16 protein-coding genes are annotated in these 17,713 nt (G+C 32.1%); 11 read left to right on the top strand and 5 right to left on the bottom strand.

Features of this window, described 5'->3' with window-relative positions; all coding sequences use genetic code 11:
• Positions 1–14 precede the first annotated feature (14 nt).
• A complete protein-coding gene (locus tag ASC41_RS14050; RefSeq protein ID WP_055437284.1) occupies positions 15–1,187 on the top strand; it encodes a proline dehydrogenase family protein in 1,173 nt (390 codons plus the stop codon).
• Here ASC41_RS14050 and ASC41_RS14045 read toward each other — a convergent pair.
• From ASC41_RS14045 to porX, 5 genes are all read right to left on the bottom strand, one after another.
• Positions 1,184–1,558, bottom strand: a complete 375-nt coding sequence (locus ASC41_RS14045; RefSeq protein WP_055437283.1) for a DUF4258 domain-containing protein — start codon at positions 1,556–1,558, stop codon at positions 1,184–1,186. The two genes, ASC41_RS14050 and ASC41_RS14045, sit on opposite strands and share 4 nt — an antisense overlap.
• Before the next feature lie 110 nt (positions 1,559–1,668).
• Positions 1,669–2,868: an alanine dehydrogenase gene (locus ASC41_RS14040; RefSeq protein ID WP_055437282.1), complete on the bottom strand. Its 1,200-nt coding sequence runs from the start codon at positions 2,866–2,868 to the stop codon at positions 1,669–1,671.
• Positions 2,869–2,952: 84 nt separating this feature from the next.
• Entirely contained in the window at positions 2,953–3,495 is a 543-nt protein-coding gene (locus tag ASC41_RS14035) for a hypothetical protein (protein WP_055437281.1), read from the bottom strand.
• Between the two features lie 259 nt (positions 3,496–3,754).
• Positions 3,755–4,165: a tRNA (adenosine(37)-N6)-threonylcarbamoyltransferase complex ATPase subunit type 1 TsaE gene (tsaE, locus tag ASC41_RS14030; protein ID WP_055437280.1), complete on the bottom strand. Its 411-nt coding sequence runs from the start codon at positions 4,163–4,165 to the stop codon at positions 3,755–3,757.
• 184 nt (positions 4,166–4,349) lie between these two features.
• Complete coding sequence (porX, locus tag ASC41_RS14025) at positions 4,350–5,903, bottom strand: T9SS response regulator signal transducer PorX (protein ID WP_055437279.1); 1,554 nt, start codon at positions 5,901–5,903, stop codon at positions 4,350–4,352.
• A 38-nt stretch (positions 5,904–5,941) separates the two neighbouring features.
• Between porX and ASC41_RS14020 the strand changes: the two genes are divergently transcribed.
• The 10 genes from ASC41_RS14020 (at position 5,942) to fabG (ending at position 17,697) form a co-directional block, all read left to right on the top strand.
• Positions 5,942–7,165, top strand: coding sequence for an HD domain-containing protein (locus tag ASC41_RS14020; protein ID WP_055437278.1), 1,224 nt, complete (start codon positions 5,942–5,944; stop codon positions 7,163–7,165).
• A 166-nt stretch (positions 7,166–7,331) separates the two neighbouring features.
• Positions 7,332–8,360, top strand: coding sequence for a UDP-3-O-(3-hydroxymyristoyl)glucosamine N-acyltransferase (lpxD, locus tag ASC41_RS14015; protein WP_055437277.1), 1,029 nt, complete (start codon positions 7,332–7,334; stop codon positions 8,358–8,360).
• A complete protein-coding gene (locus tag ASC41_RS14010; protein ID WP_055437276.1) occupies positions 8,347–9,753 on the top strand; it encodes a bifunctional UDP-3-O-[3-hydroxymyristoyl] N-acetylglucosamine deacetylase/3-hydroxyacyl-ACP dehydratase in 1,407 nt (468 codons plus the stop codon). Before lpxD ends, ASC41_RS14010 begins: the two co-directional genes overlap by 14 nt.
• A gap of 58 nt (positions 9,754–9,811) precedes the next feature.
• The gene (gene lpxA / locus ASC41_RS14005; protein WP_055437275.1) at positions 9,812–10,597 is read left to right on the top strand and encodes an acyl-ACP--UDP-N-acetylglucosamine O-acyltransferase; all 786 of its coding nucleotides are present in this window, start codon (positions 9,812–9,814) and stop codon (positions 10,595–10,597) included.
• Positions 10,598–10,698: 101 nt separating this feature from the next.
• Positions 10,699–11,265: an elongation factor P gene (efp, locus tag ASC41_RS14000; RefSeq protein ID WP_055437274.1), complete on the top strand. Its 567-nt coding sequence runs from the start codon at positions 10,699–10,701 to the stop codon at positions 11,263–11,265.
• A gap of 31 nt (positions 11,266–11,296) precedes the next feature.
• Entirely contained in the window at positions 11,297–12,232 is a 936-nt protein-coding gene (locus ASC41_RS13995) for a UDP-3-O-(3-hydroxymyristoyl)glucosamine N-acyltransferase (protein WP_055437273.1), read from the top strand.
• Complete coding sequence (locus ASC41_RS13990) at positions 12,233–12,637, top strand: nuclear transport factor 2 family protein (RefSeq protein WP_055437272.1); 405 nt, start codon at positions 12,233–12,235, stop codon at positions 12,635–12,637.
• Positions 12,638–12,754: 117 nt separating this feature from the next.
• Positions 12,755–13,627, top strand: a complete 873-nt coding sequence (sucD, locus tag ASC41_RS13985; protein ID WP_055437271.1) for a succinate--CoA ligase subunit alpha — start codon at positions 12,755–12,757, stop codon at positions 13,625–13,627.
• A 189-nt stretch (positions 13,628–13,816) separates the two neighbouring features.
• A complete protein-coding gene (locus tag ASC41_RS13980) occupies positions 13,817–16,786 on the top strand; it encodes a M16 family metallopeptidase (RefSeq protein WP_055437270.1) in 2,970 nt (989 codons plus the stop codon).
• 164 nt (positions 16,787–16,950) lie between these two features.
• Positions 16,951–17,697: a 3-oxoacyl-[acyl-carrier-protein] reductase gene (gene fabG, locus ASC41_RS13975; protein ID WP_055437269.1), complete on the top strand. Its 747-nt coding sequence runs from the start codon at positions 16,951–16,953 to the stop codon at positions 17,695–17,697.
• Positions 17,698–17,713 lie beyond the last annotated feature (16 nt).

Genomic DNA, 17,713 nt, shown 5'->3' with positions numbered 1-17,713 from the left:
AATTTATTTTAAAAATGACATCAAAAAACATCTTCGATAATACAGAAGTAGCATTTGCTTTAAAAAGTGATTCAGAATTAGAGCGTGCTTATTTTTTATTTAAAATGATTGCCAACGAACCTTTGGTTCGTATTGGTACAGCAGCGACAAGGTTTGCCTTGAATGCAAAACTGCCGGTTGAAGGTTTAATAAGGGCAACAGTATTCGATCATTTTTGTGGTGGAGTAAATGAAGAAGATTGCTTGCCTGTCATCGATAAGATGTTTACGGCAGGAGTTTGCTCAGTTTTAGATTACTCAGTAGAAGGTAAGGCTTCCGAAAATCAATTTGATGATGCAACCGAGCGTTTAGCAAAGATTATTGAGTTTTCAGATGAAAAAGAAGCAATGCCAATTGTTGTTTTTAAACCTACGGGTTTAGGTCGTTTTGCCTTATTTCAGAAAAAAGGAGAAGGAAAAGCTTTTACAGATGAAGAGAATGAAGAGTGGAATAGGATTGTAGAACGTTTTAAAAAACTATGTGGCTTAGCTAAATCTAAAGATGTAGAGGTTTTGATTGATGGAGAAGAAAGCTGGATGCAAGATGCTGCAGATGATTTAATTGAGGAAATGATGGCGCTCTATAATAGAGATGTGCCTATTGTTTATAACACATTGCAAACCTACCGTTGGGATAGGTTGGATTATTTAAAAGCGTCTCACGAACGTGCAAAAGGAAAAGGGTATAAGCTAGGTTTTAAAATTGTTCGTGGTGCTTATATGGAAAAAGAGCGTGAAAGAGCGAAAGAGAAAGGTTACGACTCTCCAATTTGTACAGATAAAAAAGCTACAGATGACAATTTTGATAACTGTCAGCGTTATATTTTAGATAATTTAGAAGATATTTCAATATTTATTGGAACACACAATGAAGAGAGTACTTATTTGGCTCTTGAGTTAATGGATAAGCTAAATATAGCAAAAGAAGATAATCGTGTATGGTTTGGGCAATTGTACGGTATGAGTGATCATATAAGTTTTAATCTAGCTAAAAACGGCTACAATGTGGCTAAGTATTTGCCTTTTGGACCTGTTAAAGATGTTATGCCTTACTTAATACGTAGAGCAGAAGAAAATACATCGGTTGCTGGGCAAACAAGTAGAGAGTTGTCTTTATTAAAGAAAGAGCGAAAACGCAGAAAAAATTAATCTAGAAGCTCAACAGAGTTTATAGTTGCAGTTTCTTCGCAGTTTTCTACTATTAAGGCGATGTCTTTTTTGTTTACATTGCCTTCAACAAAATAAAGGCCGCAAGGTTTTCTTTTAGCTTCACTTTTAGAGAAATCTACATCTCCTTTAAATAGGATATAGTTAATGTTGGTAGTGTCTATGCCTTTAGATTTCATAAAGGCTGTAGCTTCATTAGAATATACTAAAGTTTTAGTTCTAATGTTTTTTAGTGTTCTAGCATCTGGACCATAGTCGCAAGATGCTTTTTTTCCATTTAGAAAAAAGGCTAAAATTATTAAGCCAATAGAAAAACCTCCAAAATAATATCCAAATCTTTTAAGTAAACTCATTTAAAAACTTCTTTTTGTTATTCTGAATATGATTTAGAATAACGTTATTTTCAACAAAATTCGTGAATAAAACTGGTTTATAATAGAGAAAACCATAATTATAATTGAATTTAAAAAATTAGAAGATTTATATCGTTGTAATTCATGTCAAACCATTCTCCAACTGCACGATTGGTTAAAATACCATGATAGAAGTAGAGTCCATTTTTAAGACCATGATCCATTCTTAAAGAGTGTTCTAGACCACCATCTTCTGCGATTTTAAGCAGGTACGGTGTAAAGATGTTGCTTATTGAAGCAGATGCAGTTCTAGAATAACGAGCTGGGATATTAGGCACGCAATAATGTATTACACCATGTTTTTCGAAAATAGGATGTTTGTGTGTTGTAACATCGCTTGTTTCAAAACAACCACCCATATCTATGCTTACGTCAATAATTACAGCTCCCTTTTTCATTTGCTCAACCATATCTTCAGTAACAATAACAGGAGAGCGATCTTTGCCTCTAACTGCTCCAATAACAACATCGCAACGCTTTAAAGCTTTTTTTAGATGTTTTGGTTGAATAGTAGAGGTGTAAAGTGTTCTACCTAAGTTGGTTTGAATACATCGAAGTTTGGTAATGGAATTGTCGAAAATTTTAACATTTGCACCTAAGCCAATCGCGCTTCTAGCTGCAAATTCGCCAACGGTTCCTGCTCCAAGAATAACAACTTCTATGGGAGGAACGCCGCTAATGTTTCCGAACATTAATCCGTTGCCATTTGTCGTATTACTCAGTAATTCCGATGCTATTAAAACTGAAGCTGTTCCAGCAATTTCACTTAATGCACGAACTGCAGGGTAAGCACCGTCTTCATCGCGAATAAATTCGAAAGCTAAAGCGGTAATGCGTTTACTAGCTAGTGTTTCAAAATATTTTTTTGATTGTGTTTTTATCTGTAATGCCGAAATTAATGTAGATTTCGGGTTTATTAGTTTTAATTCTTCTAGAGTAGGTGGTTCTACTTTCAAAATCATTGGGCAGCCATATACTTTTGCTACATCGTTAGTTATTTCCGCTCCATTTTCGCTATAATCTTTGTCGCTAAATTTAGATCCTTTTCCTGCGCCAGATTCTATAAGTACGCGATGGCCATTGTTTACAATTGCCGAAACAGCATCCGGAGTTAAGCAAACGCGCTTTTCCTGAAAAGCAGTTTCCTTAGGGATGCCAATAAATAGTGAGCTTTTTTGTTTTGAAATCTCTAAAGTTTCCTCTTGTGGTAAGAGTTGTGCTTTAGAAAATGGAGTAATGGATTTTGCCATATTTTGCTATTCGTTATTTACAAAGATTTAAATTACGAATAAATAGTAAATTAACAAGTATATTGTAAGGTTATATTAATACAATTAAAAAAATTGCTTGATTTTCCCCCAAAGAGTTTTTGGTCTAAAGGTTAATTCGTCTTCAAGTTCTTGTATTGATTTGCTTACTGTGTTTAGTTTGTTGAATATTCTAGCTCTTACAAGATAAATAGACGGAATTATAATAAGCATTACAGGTAAAAGATATACTATGTTTAATTCTTCAAAATACCTATTATCGTCATTAAGAATACCCATTGCTTGGTATGTATACATAGCAATTGGGATTATTATTGAATGATACCACCAATGGCGGCAAGTGAAAAACCATGTAAGTAATAATATAATGGGTACTATTTTACCAGTTAAAAGCCATGCTGCAATATTTGCATCTGTGTAATGTGTACTGTTGTATGTAAATAGAAAAGTGTTCCAAACTTTTACCTTTGGAACACTTTTATAGATTTGAAACATTAAAGGAATAAAAGCAATAAATAATGCTATTATAGATCCTTTAATTAATCGTTTTTTATCCGTGTGTTGGAACTTTAAGCTTTGTTTTGTCAATTCCGTTTTCAATTTGGTCATTTAAATCAATAATGTTTGTCGCGTTTGCTGTGAAAAACACACCTCCGAAAATAGCCAGTGCTATTAAATACTTTTTACTTTGCATAATTTATAGGGATTAGATTAATTTATTACTCAAATCTATATAAAACTATGGTCTGAAAATACGCGAAATGTTAAAATTATGTTAAAAAGAACTTTTTTCTTGCTTTTCGTTACGGTAAAAACCGTAATCAACCCAAAATTACACTTTTTGTTGAGATAAAAAAGTCTTATGATTTTAATTTAAGATCATTTTTAGCACTCTACTAGTGTTGTTTTTTATGTTAATTGTAATACAATTATATGTTTCAATTAGATTTTTAGCAAGTTCTGGCCATTCTATAAATAGGTAGGTGTTTGAGTTTAGATACTCTTCAATACCAAAATCATAAAGCTCGTCTTCATCTTCCACGCGGTATAAATCGAAATGATATATTGTGTCAGTTTTGGTTTGATATTCGTTTACTAAAGAAAAAGTAGGACTGCTAACAGCATCGTCACAGCCAAGTTCCTTAACTAAAGCTTTGATTAGTGTTGTTTTTCCAGCTCCCATTTCGGCTTTAAAAAGAAAGGATTTTGTAGTTGCGTGTTTTAAAATTTGTTTAGCAACGTTATCAATGTCTTTTAAGGTGTATTCTATTTCTAACATATGGCAAAATTAAAGTTAAATCTCAAATAACTAAAATAAACGGGTTAGAAAAAACAGAAACTAAAGATTGAAGAAGTTTTTCGTGTAATAAATTAAATAAACTAATTGTGGTAGTCGATTTTAAATTAATTTCTAATTTAAATGAACTACCACAGTTGTTAGTTGTTTGTAATGAAGTGTGCTGTTATTTTGGGTCTAATACAACAAAAGGAATAATCATCTCTTCTAAAGAGACGCCTCCATGTTGGTATGTGTTTCTATAATAACTTACATAATGATTGTAGTTGTTAGGATATGCAAAAAACAAATCGCTCTTCGCGAAAATAAAAGAACTATTCATCGACATAGAAGGCAAGTGTATAGATTTTGGGTCTTTAGCTGCTAATACATCTTTGTTTTCATAACTTAAACTACGTCCTGTTTTATAACGTAGATTTAAACTTGTATCTCTATCACCAACTACTTTAGATGGATTTTTCACATTAATAGTACCGTGATCTGTAGTGATAATTAATTTAAAGCCCATTTGTTGTGCTTGCTGAATCATCTCTAAGAGTGGAGAGTTTTTAAACCAACTCTGTGTTAATGATCTATAGGCTTTATCGTTAGAAGCAAGCTCTTTTACAACATCCATTTCTGTTTTAGAATGCGATAACATATCTACAAAATTGTATACCACTACTGTTAAATCGTTGTCTTTGGTGCCTTTAAAGTTATCTGCTAATTTTTTACCATTTTTTAAGTTGGTAATTTTGTAATATTCATGTTTATAGTTAGTTAAGCCTAAGCGTTTCATTTGTGCTTCTAAAAAATCATTTTCATGCATATTTTTACCACCTTCATCAATATCATTTTTCCAAAACTCAGGATGTAATCTTTCCATGTCACTAGGCATAAGTCCTGAAAAAATGGCATTTCTAGCATATTGTGTTGCTGTAGGTAGAATGCTAAAAAAAGCACTTTCGTTTTTCTTTTTGTAATGATTGGTTACAAAAGGTTCGAAAGCTTTCCATTGGTCATAACGTAAATTATCAACTACTACTAAAAGTGTTGGTTGTTCTTTGCTTAATTCGGGAACAATTTTGTCTTTAAATAAGTTGTAAGATAGTGTAGGGGCATCTACATTAGGTTCGAACCAAGTAGGATAGTTTTTGTCAATAAATTTCCCAAACAAAAGATTAGCTTCGTTTTTTTGAGATTCTAAAATCTCAAACATGCCAGTATCTTCAATGTCTTCCAGTTGCATTTCCCAATATATTAGCTTTTGATAAAGTGCAACCCATTCTTCGTAACTATTCACCATTGCCATATCCATAGCAATTTTTCTAAACTCTTGTTGATAGTTAGAGGTTGTTTTCTCTGAAATCAATCGAGAATGGTCTAAATTTTTCTTTAAACTTAGTAGAATCTGATTAGGGTTTACGGGTTTTATAAGATAATCGGCAATTTTATTACCAATAGCATCTTCCATTATATATTCTTCTTCACTTTTGGTAATCATAACTACCGGAAGCGTGTCTTGTTTCTCTTTTATTTCGTTAAGCGTCTCTAAACCTGTTAATCCAGGCATATTCTCGTCTAAAAATACAATATCAAATTTTTCTTCTTCTAAAATCTCAAGCGCTTCTGTACCGCTATTGCACTTGGTTACAGCGTAATTTTTTTGTTCTAAAAAGATAATATGTGGTTTTAGTAAATCGATTTCATCGTCAACCCAAAGTATTTTTATTTTATCCATGTATATTTGTTTATCTTAATCATTGAAAATTCATCAGTTTGCAGAAAAGTAACAAACTTAAAATATTAAACGACCCAATTTACGGATTTATTACAATTCCTAATTCACTTATCTTCGATTTAATCGAACATCGTTATTTCCAAAGGCTACGTCGCATTACTCAAATGGGAATGAGTTACTTGGTTTATCCAGGTGCCCATCACACACGTTTTCATCACGCTATTGGTTGTATGCATTTAATGCAGAAAGCAGTTCAAGTGCTTCGTTTTAAGGGTGTTGATATTTCTGAGGAAGAAAAAAACGCACTATACATTGCTATTTTATTACATGATATTGGTCACGGGCCATTCTCTCATGCCATGGAACATAGTATAGTAAATGGTATTTCTCATGAGCACATTTCTATGCTTTTTATGGAGAAATTGAATGCTGAATTTAACAACGATTTAACTTTGGCTATACAGATATTTAAAGGCGATTATCATCGACAGTTTATGTGCGAGCTTATTTCTAGCCAAATAGATATGGATAGAGCAGATTATTTAAAACGCGATAGCTTTTATACGGGTGTTGCTGAAGGTAATATTAATAGTGAGCGTTTAATTACCATGCTTAATGTTAAGGACGATAAATTAGTAGTAGAAGATAAAGGTATTTATAGTATCGAAAAATTCTTGGTGGCTAGACGTTTAATGTATTGGCAAGTGTACTTGCATAAAACAAGTTTATCTGCAGAACAAGTATTAATAAGGGTGCTTAAACGTGCAAAGGAGCTAACAAAAAGAGGAGAGGAGTTGCATGCTAGTAGATCGCTTCAGTATTTTTTAAAGAAAGAAATAACATTAGATAATTTTAATAATGAAAGTCTAGAGACGTTTTCTAAACTAGATGATTATGATATTGTTTCAGCAATGAAAGAATGGCAATACCATGATGATTTTGTTTTAAAGAACCTTTGTAAGATGATTATTAATCGTGATTTATTGAAAGTTAAAATAAAAAAGAAAGAGATTAAGCCTTCTTTGTTACTTCAGCATAAAAAAGAATTAATAGAAAAACATTCTATCTCTGAAGCTGAAGCTGAGTATTTTGTATTTACCGGTAAAATATCAAACCAGGCTTATACTAGAAAAAAACAAGGCATTAATATTTTACATAAAAACGGAAAAATTGAAGATATAGTAAAAGCAAGCGATCAGTTAAATCTTAAGGCGCTGGCTAAACCTGTAACTAAATATTATATTTGTTATCCTAAAAATTAATATAAAGTAGTAATTGTTAAAGCGCGTGTATATTGAGTTTGTTAACTTAATTAAGAGATTAATTTAATGCAGATATAACATTAAATTAATGACCACCTAAGCTAAGCAGTAAACAACTTTAGAAGTTTTCACGTTATATGATACATTTTTTCTATTTTTGCGAGAGATGAAATTCACAGCAGAACAAATAGCTGGTATTTTAGAAGGCGATGTAGTTGGTAACCCACATGCAGAAGTTTCTAAATTATCAAAAATAGAAGAAGGCGTAGAAGGTGCTTTAACCTTTTTGGCTAACCCAAAATATACTCCTTATATATATAGTACAAAAGCATCTATTGCGATTGTAAATAAAGATTTTGAGCCTGAGCAAGAAATTAAAACAACTTTAATTAAAGTTGACGATGCTTATAAATCCTTTTCAAAACTTTTAGAATACTATAATCAAGTAAAACTTAATAAGTTTGGAATAGAGCAACCATCGTTTATTTCAGAATCCTCGACGGTAGGTAAGGATATTTATGTTGGCGCTTTTTCATACATTGGAGATAATGTAAGAATAGGTGATAATGTTAAAATATTTCCAGGATGTTACATTGGTGACAATGTGGTTATCGATAACGACACGGTACTTTTTGCAGGAGCTAAAGTTTATTCAGAGTGTATTATTGGTAAAAATTGCGTTATCAATTCGGGAGTTATTATAGGAGCAGACGGATTTGGTTTTGCACCAAATGAAGCAGGAGAGTATGATAAAGTGCCGCAAATAGGAAATGTGATTTTAGAAGATTTTGTAGACGTTGGAGCTGCAACTACTATAGATAGAGCAACATTAGGTTCTACAATTATTAGAAAAGGTGTTAAATTAGATAATCAAATTCAAATTGCACATAATGTAGAAATTGGTAAAAACACAGTAATAGCTGCACAAACAGGTATTGCTGGATCTACTAAAATTGGCGAAAATTGCCAAATAGGTGGTCAAGTTGGTTTTGCAGGACATTTAGTAATTGGAAATAATGTAAAAATACAAGCACAGTCTGGAATAGGAAAAAACATTAAAGACAACGATGTTTTACAAGGTTCTCCGGCTTTTAGCTATGGAGACTGGAATAAATCTTATGTTTATTTTAAAAACTTACCAAAACTAGTTAAAACTATTAACGCACTAGAAAAAAAAGGAAATGGCAATAGTTAATTCGGAAATCAACCAAAAAACGATAAGTAATGAAGTCTCTTTGACTGGTGTAGGATTACACACAGGAAAAGATGTTACTTTAACTTTTAAACCAGCTCCAGCAAACTCTGGATTTGCTTTTAAACGTGTAGATCTTGAAGGTAGTCCTGTAATCGAAGCAGATGCAAACTACGTTACGAGTACACAACGTGGTACTTGTTTAGAGAAAAACGGTGTTAGCATACAAACATGTGAGCATGTTTTAGCAGCATTTACTGGTTTAGACATAGATAATGCAATCATAGAATTAGATAATTCAGAACCTCCAATTATGGACGGTTCTTCAAAATTCTTTGTTGAAGCTATTGAAAAGGCTGGAATTGTAGAATTAGATGCTTTTCGCGAAGAATACATTGTAAAAGATGTTATTTCTTATGTGGACGAGGAGAGTGGTAGTGAGATATTAGTAATGCCTGCTAAAGAATACCAAGTAACAACAATGGTAGACTTTGGCACTAAAGTTTTAGGTACTCAAAATGCAACGCTTAATCGTTTGTCCGATTTTAAAGAGCATATTTCAGATTCTCGTACTTTTAGTTTTTTACATGAATTAGAATCACTTCTAGAACATGGATTAATAAAAGGAGGAGATTTAAACAATGCTATTGTTTATGTAGATAAAGAATTGTCTCCAGAAACAATGAAAAAACTTCAAGTCGCTTTTAATAAAGATGCTATTGCAGTTACTGCTAATGGTATACTTGATAATTTAACTTTACATCATCCTAACGAAGCTGCAAGACATAAATTATTAGATGTTATTGGAGATTTAGCTTTAATTGGTACACGAATTCGTGGAAAAGTAATTGCTAATAAGCCAGGACACTTTGTAAACACTCAGTTTGCAAAAAAAATGTCTAAATTAATTAAAAATGAAAGACGTAATAATGTTCCTGCTGTAGATTTAAACCAAACACCTTTAATGGATGTTAATCAAATAATGGATATGTTGCCACATAGACAACCATTCTTATTATTGGATAAGGTTTTTGAATTGACGAGTAGCAAGGTTATTGGAATGAAAAATGTGACCATGAACGAAGAGTTCTTTAAAGGTCATTTTCCCGGTTCTCCAGTTATGCCAGGTGTTTTAATAGTTGAGGCAATGGCACAAACAGGAGGTATTCTAGTATTGAGTACTGTTCCCGATCCAGAAAATTATTTAACATTTTTCATGAAAATGGATAAAGTTAAATTTAAACAAAAGGTTGTTCCTGGTGATACATTAATTTTTAAATGTGAACTAATAACACCAATTAGAAGAGGTATTTGCCATATGCAAGGTTATGCTTACGCTAATGGGAAATTATGTGCTGAAGCAGAATTGATGGCGCAAATATCTAAAATAAAATAAAAATATTAGTAACGTTAATCGCTTACATATTTTACCTTTCAAAACAAATATTACAAAAATGAACCAACCCTTAGCATACGTACATCCTGGAGCAAAAATCGCGAAAAATGTGGTTATTGAGCCTTTTACAACTATATATAATAATGTTACCATTGGAGAAGGAACTTGGATTGGGAGTAATGTAACAATCATGGAAGGTGCTCGTATTGGTAAAAATTGCAGTATTTTTCCTGGTTCTGTAATTTCTGCAGTACCACAAGATTTAAAGTACGATGATGAAGATACTTTAACTATTATTGGAGATAACGTTACCATTAGAGAATGTGTTACCATAAATAGAGGTACAACAGATAGAATGAAGACTGTAATAGGTGATAATTGCTTAATAATGGCATATTGTCACATAGCGCACGATTGTATTGTTGGTAGTAACTGTATTTTTTCAAATAACAGTACGCTTGCTGGTCACATTACTATTGGTGATTATGTTATATTAGCAGGAATGACAGCAATACATCAGTTTTGTTCTGTAGGTAATCATGCTTTTGTAACAGGAGGATCTTTAGTAAGAAAAGATGTGCCGCCATTTGTAAAAGCGGGTAGAGAACCTTTATCTTACGTAGGTATTAATTCTGTTGGATTAAGAAGAAGAGGATACACGACAGAAAAAATTAGAGAAATTCAAGATATATTTAGAATATTATATCAAAAAAATTATAACAATACACAAGCCGCTGGGATTATAGAGGCTGAAATGGAAGCAACCACAGAACGCGACGAAATTCTTCAGTTTATTAAGAACTCTCATCGTGGTATAATGAAGGGTTACTTTAAATCAAATTAATTTTTGATATAAGAAATAAAGAAGACAGATTTAATGATTGAAAATAGATTCTAAAATTTAGAATTATATCAATAATAAAAGACTTAATAATAAATAATAATATGGCTACTACTTCAGATATAAGAAACGGATTATGTATTAAATATAATAATGATATTTATAAAATTATTGAATTTTTACATGTAAAACCAGGAAAAGGACCTGCTTTTGTTCGTACTAAAATGAAAAGTGTTACTAACGGAAAAGTATTAGATAATACGTTTTCTGCAGGACATAAATTAGAAGATATTCGTGTAGAAACTCATAAGTTTCAATATTTATATAATGATGGTGAATTTTATCATTTTATGAATGAATCAGATTACACACAGATTAGACTTCTAGAATCAGCTTTAGATAATCCTGGATTAATGAAAGAAGGAGAAGTTGTAACCATTCAAATTAATACAGAAGACAATATGCCATTGTCTGTAGAATTGCCAGCAACGGTTATTCTAGAAGTTACAGCTACAGAGCCAGGAGTAAAAGGAAATACAGCAACTAATGCAACAAAACCAGCGACTGTTGAAACAGGAGCAGAGGTAAATGTACCTTTATTTATAAATGAAGGTGATAAGATTAAGGTTGAAACAACAAAAGGAACTTATAAAGAACGTGTTAAAGAATAATCTCACACAATTAATACCTATTTATTAAAGAATGAAATTCCCTAAACCACATACTCTAAAACAAGTTGCTCAAATAATCGATTGTGATTATGTTGGAGCAGATGATTTTCAAGTTTTAGGAATGAATGAAATTCATGTAGTAGAACCTGGAGATATTGTTTTTGTAGACCATCCAAAGTATTACGATAAAGCACTACAGTCTGCAGCTACTATAGTTTTAATTAATAAAGATGTAGATTGTCCAGAAGGTAAAGCGCTTTTAATAAGCGAAGATCCTTTTCGTGATTTCAATAAGTTAACTAAGCATTTTAAGCCATTTCGGGCTTCAAATAGTAGTGTTTCAGCTTCAGCTAAAATAGGAGAGAACACTATAATTCAACCCAACTGTTTTATTGGTAACAATGTAACAATTGGAAATCATTGTATTATTCATGCTAATGTTACTATATACGACGATGCTGTTATTGGTAATAATGTGACTATACATTCTGGAACTATTTTAGGAGCAAGTGCTTTTTATTATAAAAACAGAACAGAAGGTTTCGATCAATTAATTTCTGGAGGCCGTGTTGTTATAAAAGATAATGTAGATATTGGTGCATTGTGTACTATAGATAAAGGCGTTACAGGAGATACAATTATTGGTGAAGGCTCTAAGTTAGATAACCAAATACAAGTTGGACACGACACCGTTATTGGAAAAAAATGTTTAATAGCTTCTCAAGTAGGAATTGCAGGATGTTGTATTATTGAAGACGAAGTTACTATTTGGGGACAAGTAGGTACAAATAGTGGAATTACTATTGGTAAAAAAGCAGTTATTCTTGGTCAAACAGGTGTTACAAAATCTGTTGCTGGTGGGAAAAGCTATTTTGGTACTCCTATTGAAGAAGCAAGAGTAAAATTAAAAGAATTGGCTTATGTTAAGCAGATTCCTAATATTATAGATCAATTAAAAAATAAATAGATGTCTGCTAAAAAAGTTGTTAAAGCGTTTTATGATTCTAATTTAGCTAAAGATGAAGATATAATCAGCATGTTTCATGAAGATTGTGTTTTACATTGGAATAGCAGTCAGGGTTTTACAACGTTAAATAAAGATGGAATATTAGAGAAACTTCAAGGAGTTAAAGAATCTTATTTGTCATTTGCTTATAGGTTAAGTCACCTTTTAGAAGATGGAGATACTGTTACTGCTAGATATACTATTTATTGTACAACAATAGAAAGACCTTTTAAAGAAGAGCCTTTGGCGCATTTTATCTCAATATGGGAAGTAAAAGACGGTAAAATGTATAGAGGTTATGAGATTAGTCAGAGATTAGATGAAAGCGTAGAAAATTTAACTACTTTTTCTGAAATAAAAATTTAAATACATTTAAAAAATAGCTATCAAAAACTTACTTTTGTGGCAGATAAATAAAAACAACTCCATTTTTGTTTCCCTTTGGGAAATGTCTGAAAAGACAATGGGACAAAAAACATACAAATGAGCGTTTTAGTAAACAAAGATTCAAAAATTATAGTTCAAGGATTTACTGGTAGTGAAGGAACATTTCACGCTGGACAAATGATTGAGTACGGAACAAATGTTGTTGGTGGTGTTACTCCAGGAAAAGGAGGACAAACACATTTAGATAGACCAGTTTTTAATACAGTTGAAGAAGCTGTTGTTAAAGTTGGAGCAGATACAACAATTATTTTTGTACCACCTGCTTTTGCAGCAGATGCTATTATGGAAGCTGCAGATGCAGGAATTAAAGTAATTATTTGTATTACTGAAGGTATTCCTGTTGCAGACATGATCAAAGCATCAGATTATATTAAAGGTAAAGAGTGTAGATTAGTTGGACCTAACTGTCCAGGAGTTATTACTCCAGGAGAAGCTAAAGTTGGTATTATGCCAGGTTTCGTTTTCAAAAAAGGTACTGTAGGTATTGTTTCTAAATCAGGAACATTAACTTACGAAGCTGCAGACCAGGTTGTAAAACAAGGTTTAGGTATTACTACTGCAATTGGTATTGGTGGGGATCCAATTATTGGAACTACTACTAAAGAAGCTGTTGAGTTATTAATTAACGATCCAGAAACTGAATGTGTAGTGATGATTGGTGAAATAGGTGGTCAATTAGAAGCAGATGCTGCTAACTGGTATAAAGCTAGTGGATCTAAAAAACCAGTTATTGGTTTTATCGCTGGTGAAACTGCACCTGCAGGTCGTACTATGGGACATGCTGGAGCAATTGTTGGAGGAAGTGATGATACTGCTCAGGCTAAAAAAGCTATTATGAGAGAATGTGGAATTCACGTTGTAGATTCTCCTGCAGAGATTGGTAAAAAAGTGAAAGAAGTTTTAGGATAAGACTTTTAGTAGTTCAGTATTTTAACAGTTAAATTCTGTTAAAATATTTATAATATAATAACGTTATAAGTTCGTTGGCTGTACATTAGCTAACGAACTTTTTCGTTTTATAGCATCATTGTGTTTTATAACGTATCCCAAGTTCATTTTAATAATAAATATTAACACAATCAACCAAAAACCTTTACAATGAGAAATTTAAGATTGGTTGTTATTCTTTTACTTGTAGCTTTAGTCTACAGTTGTAAAAAAGAAGACAACAAAACAATGACTTACGCTGTAGAAAGTCAGAAAGATGCTAACGGATTTGCATACGAAACCGTTGAAAATGATCCAACCGGATTACGTTTGTATACTTTAGATAATGGTCTTAAAGTATATATGAGTAAAAATACAGACGAGCCAAAAATACAAACTTACATTGCAGTAAGAGCAGGTTCTAACTACGACCCTAAAGAATCTACAGGTTTAGCACACTACCTTGAACACATGGTTTTTAAAGGTACAGATGAAATTGGGACTATAGATTACGAGAAAGAAAAAGTCTATTTAGATAAAATTTCAGATTTATACGAACAACACAGAGCAGAGCAAGATCCAGATAAAAAAATTGCATTATACCGCGAGATAGATAAAGTGTCTTTAGAGGCATCTAACTATTCTGTAGCAAATGAGTATGATAAAATGACGAGTTCTCTTGGTGCAACAGGAACGAATGCGCATACTTGGTACGAAGAGACTGTTTATAAAAATAAAATTCCAGCAAACGAACTTAGTAAATGGTTAGCGTTAGAAGAGGAGCGTTTTGGTCAATTAGTATTGCGTTTATTTCATACAGAATTAGAAGCAGTTTTCGAAGAATTTAATAGAGGTCAAGATAACGATGGAAGAAAGCGTTATGCTGCAATGTTAGATGGTTTATTTCCTAACCATCCTTATGGTCAGCAAAAAACTATTGGTACGGCAGAGCATTTAAAAAATCCTTCTTTAGTTGATATTAATAACTATTTCGATAAATATTACGTGCCTAACAATATGGCAATGGTATTAGTTGGAGATTTAGATTTCGATGCTACAATTAAAGAAGTTGAAGCAACTTTCGGAAAATTAAAACGTAAAGAAGTAACACATCCTACATTACCAAAGGAGCAACCAATTACTCAAGTATTAACTACAGAGGTTTTTGGTCCAACATCAGAGAGTGTTTCTATAGCATACAGATCTGCAGCAGTAAATACTAAAGAAGAAAAATTAGTAACGCTATGCGATATGATTTTAGCTAATGGGAATGCTGGATTAATCGATTTAAACTTAAATCAGAAACAACTAGTGCAAAGAGCAGGTTGTAGTCCGACTTTTTTAAACGATTATGGTTACCATAGTTTTTCAGGTTCACCAAAAGAAGGACAATCTCTTGATGAAGTTAAAGAATTAATTTTAGGTCAAATTGAAAAACTTAAAAAAGGTGAGTTTGAAGATTGGATGATTGAAGCTGTAATTAACGATCTTAAAAAATCACAACTTCAAGAATACGAAAATAGCACAGCATTAGCTTCAGCATATTATGATGCTTTTATTCATAGAGTAGATTGGAATGATAAAGTAAGTTTCTTAAACGATTTAAAGAAAATTACTAAACAAGAATTAGTAGATTTCGCAAACACGTTCTATAAAGACAACTACGTAGTTACATATAAGCGTAAAGGTGAAGATAACAATATTGTAAAAGTATCTAATCCAGGTATAACTCCGGTTAAACTTAATAGAGACCAATCTTCAGATTACATAAAAGCATTTAATGCAAAAACGTCTAAACCATTAGCACCTTTATATGTTGATTATGCTACAGCTATAAAAGAAAAGAAAACAAACAGTGGTCTAAGTGTTTCATATATTGAAAATGAAACTAACGATTTGTTTACTATGAATATCATTTTCGATATGGGAAGTGATAGTGATAAAAAATTAGGTTTAGCAGTTGGTTACTTAGAGTATTTAGGAACTGAGAAGTATTCAGCTGAAGCTTTAAAGAAAGAATTCTACAAGTTAGGAATTGATTATTCTGTAAACACTGGAGGTGAGCAAACGTTTGTTGGTTTAAGCGGATTAAAAGAAAACTTACCAAAAGGATTAGAATTATTAGAACACCTTTGGGAAAATGCTGTACCAAATAAAGAGGCTTATGGTAAGTATGTTGAGTCAATTGGTAAAGGAAGACAAAATAACAAAACAAGTAAAGGTAGTATTTTACGTTCTGGTTTATTGAATTATGCTAAATATGGAGAAAATTCAAGGCTAAGAAATATTATTTCTGTTAGCGAATTAGAGAAAATAGATCCTCAAGAGCTTGTAGATTTAACTAAGAATCTAAAAAACTATAACCAACGTGTTTTCTATTATGGAAAAGATGTAGATGGAGCAGTTTCGGCTTTAAATACTTTCCATAAAGTACCAGAAAAACTAGAAGAATACCCGGAAGCTACGGTTTACGAAGAAAAGGAGACTGGTGGTAACGTATATTTTGTAGATTACGATATGGTACAAAGTGAAATGATGTTTTTAGCAAAAGGAGAACCTTTTAAAGCAGAAAACATGGCAGCTTCTACATTGTTTAACACTTATTTTGGAGGTGGTTTATCTTCAATTGTATTTCAAGAAATTCGTGAGTCTAAATCTTTAGCATACTCTGCATGGTCTAATTACTCTACAGCGCGTAAAAAAGATGATTCTAATTACGTGATGGCTTACATTGGAACGCAAGCAAATAAAATGCCTCAAGCGGTAGAAGCGATGATGGATTTAATGAGTGATATGCCTGAAGCTGAAGAACAATTTAATGCAGCAAAAGAAGCAACATTAAAGAAATTAGCAGCACAGCGTATTACTAAGTCTAATATTTTCTGGAGTTACGAAAGACTTCAAAAATTAGGAATAGATAACGATAATCGTGAAGAAATGTATAATGCTATTCAAAACATGACAATGGCAGATTTGCGTGATTTCTTCAACAAAAACATTAAAGGAGAAGATTATAATGTTATGGTTATTGGAAATAAAAAAGATATTGATTTTAAAGCACTTGAGAAATTAGGTGAAGTACAAGAAATGGATGTCGATCATTTATTTAATTATGAAAAAGCAGAAGACGTTAAGATGTAAGAAATCTTAAGAGTCTTGCGCATGCAAGAATTCATTATTAAAACCTCACAAATACTTTAATTTGTGAGGTTTTTTTATTCTGAAGAACATAGTAATTACTATATTTGAAATACTAAAAATTAAAACTCCGAAAACCATCGGAAAATAGAATTAAACCATTTTTTATGAAACTTTTAGAAGGTAAAACAGCTATAATTACAGGAGCAAGTAGAGGTATTGGAAAGGGTATCGCAGAGGTATTTGCACAACAAGGCGCAAATGTTGCATTTACTTACAGTTCTTCTGTAGAAGCAGCTAACGCATTAGAAAAAGAATTAAACGCTTTGGGTGTTAAAGCAAAAGGATATAAAAGTAATGCGGCAAATTTTGATGAATCTCAAAAATTAGCTGAAGATGTTTTAGCAGAGTTTGGAAGCATCGATATTTTAATTAATAACGCAGGAATTACAAAAGATAATTTATTAATGAGAATGGGTGAGGCAGACTTCGATAAAGTAATCGAGGTAAACCTTAAATCTGTTTTCAACATGACAAAAGCCGTACAGCGCACTATGCTTAAGCAACGTAAAGGTTCTATAATTAATATGAGTTCTGTTGTTGGTGTAAAAGGAAACGCCGGACAAACAAATTATGCAGCATCTAAAGCTGGTATTATTGGTTTTTCTAAATCTGTAGCTTTAGAATTAGGATCAAGAAATATTAGAAGTAACGTAATCGCTCCAGGTTTTATTGAAACTGAAATGACTGCAAAGTTAGATGAAGAAACAGTAAAATCATGGCGTAATGCTATTCCTTTAAAAAGAGGTGGTACACCAGAAGATATCGCAAATGTATGTGTGTTTTTAGCTAGTGACATGTCTGCTTATGTTACAGGACAGACTATTAATGTTGATGGTGGAATGTTAACATAATAATAGTATCTTATTA

The sequence above is a fragment of the Lacinutrix algicola genome, assembly GCF_001418085.1.
GTDB lineage: Bacteria > Bacteroidota > Bacteroidia > Flavobacteriales > Flavobacteriaceae > Lacinutrix > Lacinutrix algicola.
This window is presented reverse-complemented; position numbering and strand designations above follow the sequence as displayed.